We start from the raw sequence: 6,202 nt of genomic DNA, 5'->3' as shown, positions 1-6,202 counted from the left end.
CCCGCCCGCCCGCGACACCCGGGCGGGCGGGCCGGCTACCAGGGCAGGTCCCTGATCTGCTGCACGCACAGCACGATGAACAGCCCGCCGGAGACGGTCAGCAGAACGTTGCTCAGCACGCCGTTGCGCCACTCCCGCGGGGTGCGGTCGGTGTTGAGCAGCCACACCAGCGTCAGCGCCAGGAACGGCATGAAGAACGCCCCCAGCACGCCGTACGCGATGACGATGGCGAACGGCTCGTCGAGCCACAGCAGCGTCATCGGCGGGAACGTCAGCCACAGCAGGTACGCCCGGAACGGCAGCGACCGCTCGCGGCTGCCGGCGGCGACCTCCCGCGCGCTGCCGTCACCGGCGCCGGCGCCGCCCCGCCCGCCGCGCCCGCCGCGGACGTTCTCGACGAAGTCCGCGAAGAGCAGGCTGACCCCGTGCCAGACGCCGATGAGCGAGGTGACGGAGGTGGCGAAGAAGCCGACCAGGAACAGCTTCGCGGTGGCCGTGCCGTAGCGCTCCTCCAGCACGTCGCCGAGGTCGACCAGGCCGTTGCCGCCCGAGTCCAGCGCGATGTTCGCGGCGTGCAGCAGCTCGGCGCCGACCAGCAGCATCGCGACGACGAAGACGCCGGTGGCGAGGTACGCGACGCGGTTGTCCAGCCGCATCACCTTCAGCCAGCCGATGTCCGTCCAGCCCTTGGCGTTGACCCAGTAGCCGTACGCGGCCATGGTGATCGTGCCGCCGACGCCGCCGATCAGGCCCAGGGTGTAGAGGAGCGAGTCGTCGGGCAGCGAGGGCCACAGCCCCGCGAACGCGTCCCCCGCGCGCGGGCCGACGCGGACCGCGACGTAGACGACGACCACGAACATGACGCCGACGAGGACGGTCATGACCTTCTCGAAGACCGCGTAGCGGTTGAACCAGACGAAGGCCAGGCCCGCGAGGCCGGTGAGGATGCCCCAGGTCTTCAGGTCCGGCCCGTCCGGGAAGAGCGCGACCAGCGGCAGCGCGGAGGACGACATGGCGGTGGCGCCGTAGACGAAGCCCCAGACGACGACGTAGACCGCGAAGTAGCCGGAGGTCCAGCCGCCGAGGGAGCGCCAGCCCTCGAACAGGGTCCGGCCGGTGGCCAGGTGCCAGCGGCCGACGGCCTCGGCGAGGGCGACCTTGACGACGCAGCCGACGACGGCGGCCCAGAGCAGCGTGTAGCCGAACTTGCTGCCGGCGAGCAGCGTGGCCACCAGGTCGCCGGCGCCGACGCCGGTGGCGGCGACGACGATGCCGGGGCCGATGTACCGCCACCGCGCCCTTCTCATCTCGGACGGTGCGGACGCAGGCTCGGTGCGGTCGGCCATCAGCGGCTCCTTCGCAGCTCGTCCCCCCTGCGATCCCCGGAATTGAAAGGGATCCGCGGACGGCCGCACAAGAGGGCGTCGGTGGCCGAACACAGCCGCGGGCTCTTGACCCGAGCATGCCAGGTTCACAACTATTGACGCGCACCACCGCCCCACACGACTCGATGTCGCCATGCACCACCCCACACCTCCACATCAGGAGCAGGCATGCGACTACACATACGGTCGGTGACCCTGACCGCGGTACTCTCCCTCGCCGCCGCCGGCACCCTCAGCGCGGCCGGCGCGGAACCGGCCGCCGAGACGGCCGGCACCACGGCGGCACCGGCACAGCGGAGCGAGGAGATCCGGCAGATCCGGCAGATCCGGCAGTACGAAATCCCCGGGCAGACCGGCCGCGAGGCCCGTACCCGCCTCGCCGCCACCGGCGTGTCCGTCGACGAGGTACGCGACCACTCCGTGGTCGTCTCCGCCGACGGCGCCCAGGCCCGGCAGCTCCGCGCGCTCGGCTACCGGCTGGAGCGGCTCCCCGACCCGCCCGCCCGGCTCGCCGGGAAGACCCCGACGCCGCTCGACTTCCCGCCGGCCGACTCCGGCTACCACAACTACGCGGAGATGACCGCGGAGATCGACCGGCGGATCGCCCAGCGCCCGGACCTCATCAGCAAGCGGGTCATCGGCACCTCGTACGAGGGCCGCGACATCGTCGCCGTCAAGATCAGCGACAACGTGGCCGCCGACGAGGACGAGCCCGAGGTGCTCTTCACCCACCACCAGCACGCCCGCGAGCACCTCACCGTCGAGATGGCGCTGTACCTCATCGGCGAGTTCGCGGACGACTACGGCACCGACCGGCGGATCACCGACGCTGTCGACGGCCGGGAGATCTGGATCGTGCCCGACCTCAACCCGGACGGCGGCGAGTACGACATCGCCGCCGGCTCGTACCGCAGCTGGCGCAAGAACCGCCAGCCCAACCCCGGCTCCGGCGCGGTCGGCACGGACCTGAACCGCAACTGGGACTACCGCTGGGGCTGCTGCGGCGGCTCCTCGTCCAGCCCGTACTCGTCGACCTACCGCGGCAGCGCCCCGGAGTCGGCCAAGGAGGTCCGGGTCGTCGCCGACTTCGCGCGCAGCCGGGTCGTCGGCGGCGAGCAGCAGATCACCGCGGGGATCGACTTCCACACGTACAGCGAGCTGGTGCTCTGGCCGTACGGGTACACGTACAACGACACCGCTCCCGGGCTGACGCAGGACGACCACGACGCCTTCGCCGCGGTCGGCGGGAAGATGGCCGCGAGCAACGGCTACACGCCGCAGCAGTCGAGCGACCTGTACATCACGGACGGGACGATCAACGACTACCTCTGGGGCGAGCAGAAGATCTTCAGCTACACCTTCGAGATGTATCCGCGCTCGGCCGGCGGCGGCGGCTTCTACCCGCCCGACGAGGTCATCGAGCGGGAGACCAGCCGCAACCGGGACGCGGTGCTGCAACTGCTGGAGAACGCCGACTGCATGTACCGCTCGATCGGCAAGGAGGCTGAATACTGCACCGGCTGACGCCGGGGTACGGCACCGGCTGACGCCGGAGCGGCGCACCGCCCGACGCCGAAGCGCGCCCCCGCGAGCGGGGGCGCGCTGCACCGCGGCGGGCCGGCCGGTCAGGCGGCACGGCCGTAGCCGCCGAGCGCCTCCCGGACGGTGACCTCCCGGGCGGGTGCCGGGGACTCGCCGCGCTCGGCGGCCTTGAGCCGGCGGTCGACGGCGCGTTCGCGGCGGTCGAAGTACAGGGCCGGGCCGACCAGGATCGCGGCCATGAAGAGCAGGACCAGGGTTCCGACGGTGTAGTCGAGGATCGCGTTCATGTCCTCTACGGTCCCGGATCCTTGCACACACAAACAGTGGCAGCCCTGCCACAGCTCTTCGAATTACTGCCATCCGTGCGGCATACTGGCCCCATGCTCTCCAACGTGGTGTGTCTGCTCACCGACGACGTCAACGCCTTCGAGCTGGGCGTCGTCTCCGAGGTCTTCGGCATGGACCGCCGCGAGGAGGGCCTGCCGCTCTACGACTTCGCCTTCGCCGCCCCGCGCCCGGGCCGCGTCACCGTCCACCCCGGCCTGCCCGTCGACGTGCCGCACGGCCTGGAACGCTTCGCCGGCGCCGACCTGATCGCCATCCCGGCCGGGCAGCAGTTCGCGTACCGCGACTTCCCGCCCGAGCTGCTGCACGCGCTGCGCGAGGCGGTGGCGCGCGGCACGAAGGTGCTGAGCGTCTGCACCGGCGCGTTCCTGCTCGCCCAGGCCGGGCTGCTGGACGGCCGCCACTGCACGACCCACTGGCTCTACACCGACATGCTCAGGCGGGAGTACCCGCGGGCGCGGGTCGAGCCCGACGTGCTCTACGTCGCCGACGGCCCGGTGATCACCTCCGCCGGCACCGCCTCCGGCATCGACGCCTGCCTCGCCCTCGTCCGCGAGGAGCAGGGCAGCCGGGTGGCCAACGCCATCGCCCGGCGCATGGTCGTACCGCCGCACCGGGACGGCGGCCAGGCGCAGTACATCGAGCGGCCGGTGCGCGGCACGTGCGACGACGACGCCATCGCCCGGGTGCTGGCCTGGCTGCAGGAGCACCTGGACGAGGACGCGACGGTGGAGCAGCTCGCGGCGCGTGCGCACCTGGCGCCGCGCACGTTCGCCCGCCGCTTCCAGCAGGAGACGGGGACGACGCCGTACCAGTGGCTGCTGGGCCAGCGGCTGCTGCTCGCGCAGCAGCTGCTGGAGGAGACCGACGCCACGGTGGACGCCATCGCCTCCCGCGCCGGCTTCGGCAACGCGGCGACGCTGCGCCACCACTTCCTGCGCCGGCTGGACACCACCCCGAACGCCTACCGGCGGACGTTCCGCGGCCCGGCCGTCGGCGCGGGGCGCTGACGGCCGGGCCGGAGGGGGCGGAAGAGACGGCGGGGGCGGCGGGGACGGCCGGATCAGCCGAGCACGGCCAGGCAGTCGATCTCCACGAGCAGCCCCGCGGGCAGCCCGACGTACACGGTCGTACGCGCCGCCGGCGGCTGCTCCAGCTCCGCGAAGTAGGCGTCGTAGATCTGGTTGAACTCGGCGAAGTGCGCCGTGTCGGTGAGGTACACGCGGATCATCACCGCGTCCTCCCAGGACGCGCCGCCCTCCTCCAGCACCGCCTTGACGTTGGACAGCGTCTGCTCGGTCTGCGCGCGCAGCGTCGGGCCCGCCGGGGTCGGCGGCTTGCCCTCCTCGGCCGGCAGGAAGCCCACCTGGCCGGCGACCTGCAGGATGTTGCCCTTGCGCACGCCCGCGGAGAAGCGCGCTGGCGGCGGGACGTGGTTGGCGGGGGTGACGGCGGTCTTTACGGCCTTGTCGCTCATACGGGGACTCTTCCGGAGTAGTCGTCGCTGATCGCTGCCGCCGTGCGGCGCAGCTGCGGGAGGAGGGCCATCAGCTCGTCCGCGGTGACGACGACGTTCGGCGCCGACAGGGAGCAGGCGGCCGCGGTCCGGCCGTCCGCCCCGCGGATGGGGGCGCCGATGCAGTTGATGGACTCCTCGTGGCCGCCGAAGTCGGTGGCCCACCCCTGCTCGCGCACCGTGGCCAGCTCGGCGAGCAGAGCCTGCGCGTCGGGCGTCGAACGGGGGGTGTACATGGGGTAGTCGAGCCGCTCGGCGACGGCGCGCCGCTCCGGCTCCGGCAGGTCGGCCAGCAGCAGCTTGGCCACGGCCGCGACGGTGATCGCGACGGGCCGGCCGATGCGCGAGTACATGCGCACCGGGTAGCGGCTGTCGACCTTGTCGATGTACATCACCTCGCGGTCCTCGTAGACCGCGAGGTGGACGGTGTGCCCGGTCGCCTCGCCGAGCCGGACCAGGTGCGGATGGGCGATCTCGCGTACGTCCAGGCTCTCCGCCGCCGCCTGGGCGAGGGCGAAGAGCCGGGCGCCGAGCCGGTAGCGCTGGTCGTCCTGGCGGTAGACCAGGCCGTGCTCGCGGAGGGTGCGCAGCAGCCGCATCGCGGTGGTCTTGTGCACGCCGAGCCGCGCGGCGACCTGGTCCAGGCCGGCGGGCCCCTCCGCGAGCATCGGCAGGATGGCGAGCGCGCGGCCGACCGACTGGCTCATCGCGACCTCCCACCGTGCGTCGTGCCGTCCCGGTCGGCCGGTCCACCGTTGACCAGCCGTTCGCCCGGATGTTAGACAGCGGTGTCGATATACGCAATGAGCGTTGCACATGGTGCAACCAAACTGCTGGAGGGCTTCATGGAAGCGCTCGCCGCGCTGGCCGAGCTGGCGGAAGAACGTATCGACCACCGCTTCAAGGGCCTGCCGCCCGACGCCGCCGGCAGCACCGTCGGCGAGCTGGCCGCCGCGCGCCGGTCGCTGTTCACCGGCGGCTTCACCACCCCCGTGCTGGCGCTCTCCGCCCCCGCGCTGGAGCACAACCTCGGCGCGCTCGCCCGCTTCGCCGCCGCACACGGCCTCGCCTTCGCGCCGCACGGCAAGACGACGATGGCCCCGCAGCTCTTCGCCCGCCAGCTCGACCGGGGCGCCTGGGGCATCACGGTCGCGGTCCCCCACCAGGCCCGGGTGGCGCGGGCGTTCGGCGTCCGGCGGATCTTCCTCGCCAACGAGCTGGTCGACCCCGCGGCGCTGCGCTGGCTCGCCGGCGAGCTGGCCGCCGACCCGGACTTCCGGCTCGTCTGCTACGTCGACTCGGTGCGCGGCGTCGAGCTGACCGACTCGGCGCTGCGCGCGGCGGGGGCCGTCCGGCCGGTGGAGGTCACCGTCGAGCTGGGCGCCGGCCCGGACGCGCGCACCGGCGCCCGGAC

Annotated in this window: 7 protein-coding genes; 3 read left to right on the top strand and 4 right to left on the bottom strand. The window is 72.8% G+C overall.

Going from position 1 to position 6,202, the window contains the following annotated elements; translation table 11 throughout:
* Positions 1-35: 35 nt before the first annotated feature.
* On the bottom strand, positions 36-1,346 hold the full coding sequence (locus ABD317_RS32355; protein ID WP_344294680.1) for an Nramp family divalent metal transporter: 1,311 nt from the start codon (positions 1,344-1,346) through the stop codon (positions 36-38).
* Between the two features lie 207 nt (positions 1,347-1,553).
* On the opposite strand from ABD317_RS32355, the gene ABD317_RS32350 reads away from it, so the two are divergent.
* Entirely contained in the window at positions 1,554-2,909 is a 1,356-nt protein-coding gene (locus tag ABD317_RS32350) for a M14 family metallopeptidase (protein ID WP_344294678.1), read from the top strand.
* 101 nt (positions 2,910-3,010) lie between these two features.
* On the opposite strand, the gene ABD317_RS32345 is transcribed toward ABD317_RS32350, so the two are convergent.
* Positions 3,011-3,214, bottom strand: coding sequence for a hypothetical protein (locus ABD317_RS32345; RefSeq protein WP_344294676.1), 204 nt, complete (start codon positions 3,212-3,214; stop codon positions 3,011-3,013).
* 93 nt (positions 3,215-3,307) lie between these two features.
* Between ABD317_RS32345 and ABD317_RS32340 the strand changes: the two genes are divergently transcribed.
* Positions 3,308-4,282 carry a GlxA family transcriptional regulator gene (locus ABD317_RS32340; RefSeq protein ID WP_344294674.1) on the top strand — a complete coding sequence of 325 codons (975 nt, stop codon included), beginning with the start codon at positions 3,308-3,310 and terminating at the stop codon, positions 4,280-4,282.
* Positions 4,283-4,335: 53 nt separating this feature from the next.
* Here the strand turns inward: ABD317_RS32340 and ABD317_RS32335 are convergent, their stop codons facing one another.
* Together ABD317_RS32335 and ABD317_RS32330 are read right to left on the bottom strand one after the other, a co-directional pair.
* A complete protein-coding gene (locus tag ABD317_RS32335; protein WP_344294672.1) occupies positions 4,336-4,749 on the bottom strand; it encodes a RidA family protein in 414 nt (137 codons plus the stop codon).
* Complete coding sequence (locus tag ABD317_RS32330) at positions 4,746-5,495, bottom strand: IclR family transcriptional regulator domain-containing protein (protein WP_027754524.1); 750 nt, start codon at positions 5,493-5,495, stop codon at positions 4,746-4,748. The genes ABD317_RS32335 and ABD317_RS32330 overlap by 4 nt, the downstream gene beginning before the upstream one ends.
* A 96-nt stretch (positions 5,496-5,591) precedes the next feature.
* Here ABD317_RS32330 and ABD317_RS32325 point away from each other — a divergent pair.
* Positions 5,592-6,202, top strand: a 611-nt coding sequence (locus ABD317_RS32325) for a type III PLP-dependent enzyme domain-containing protein (protein WP_486389027.1), incomplete at its 3' end; no start/stop codon positions are given.

Origin of the sequence: Streptomyces synnematoformans, assembly GCF_039531005.1 — a bacterium.
In the GTDB taxonomy this organism is placed as follows: domain Bacteria; phylum Actinomycetota; class Actinomycetes; order Streptomycetales; family Streptomycetaceae; genus Streptomyces; species Streptomyces synnematoformans.
This window is presented reverse-complemented; position numbering and strand designations above follow the sequence as displayed.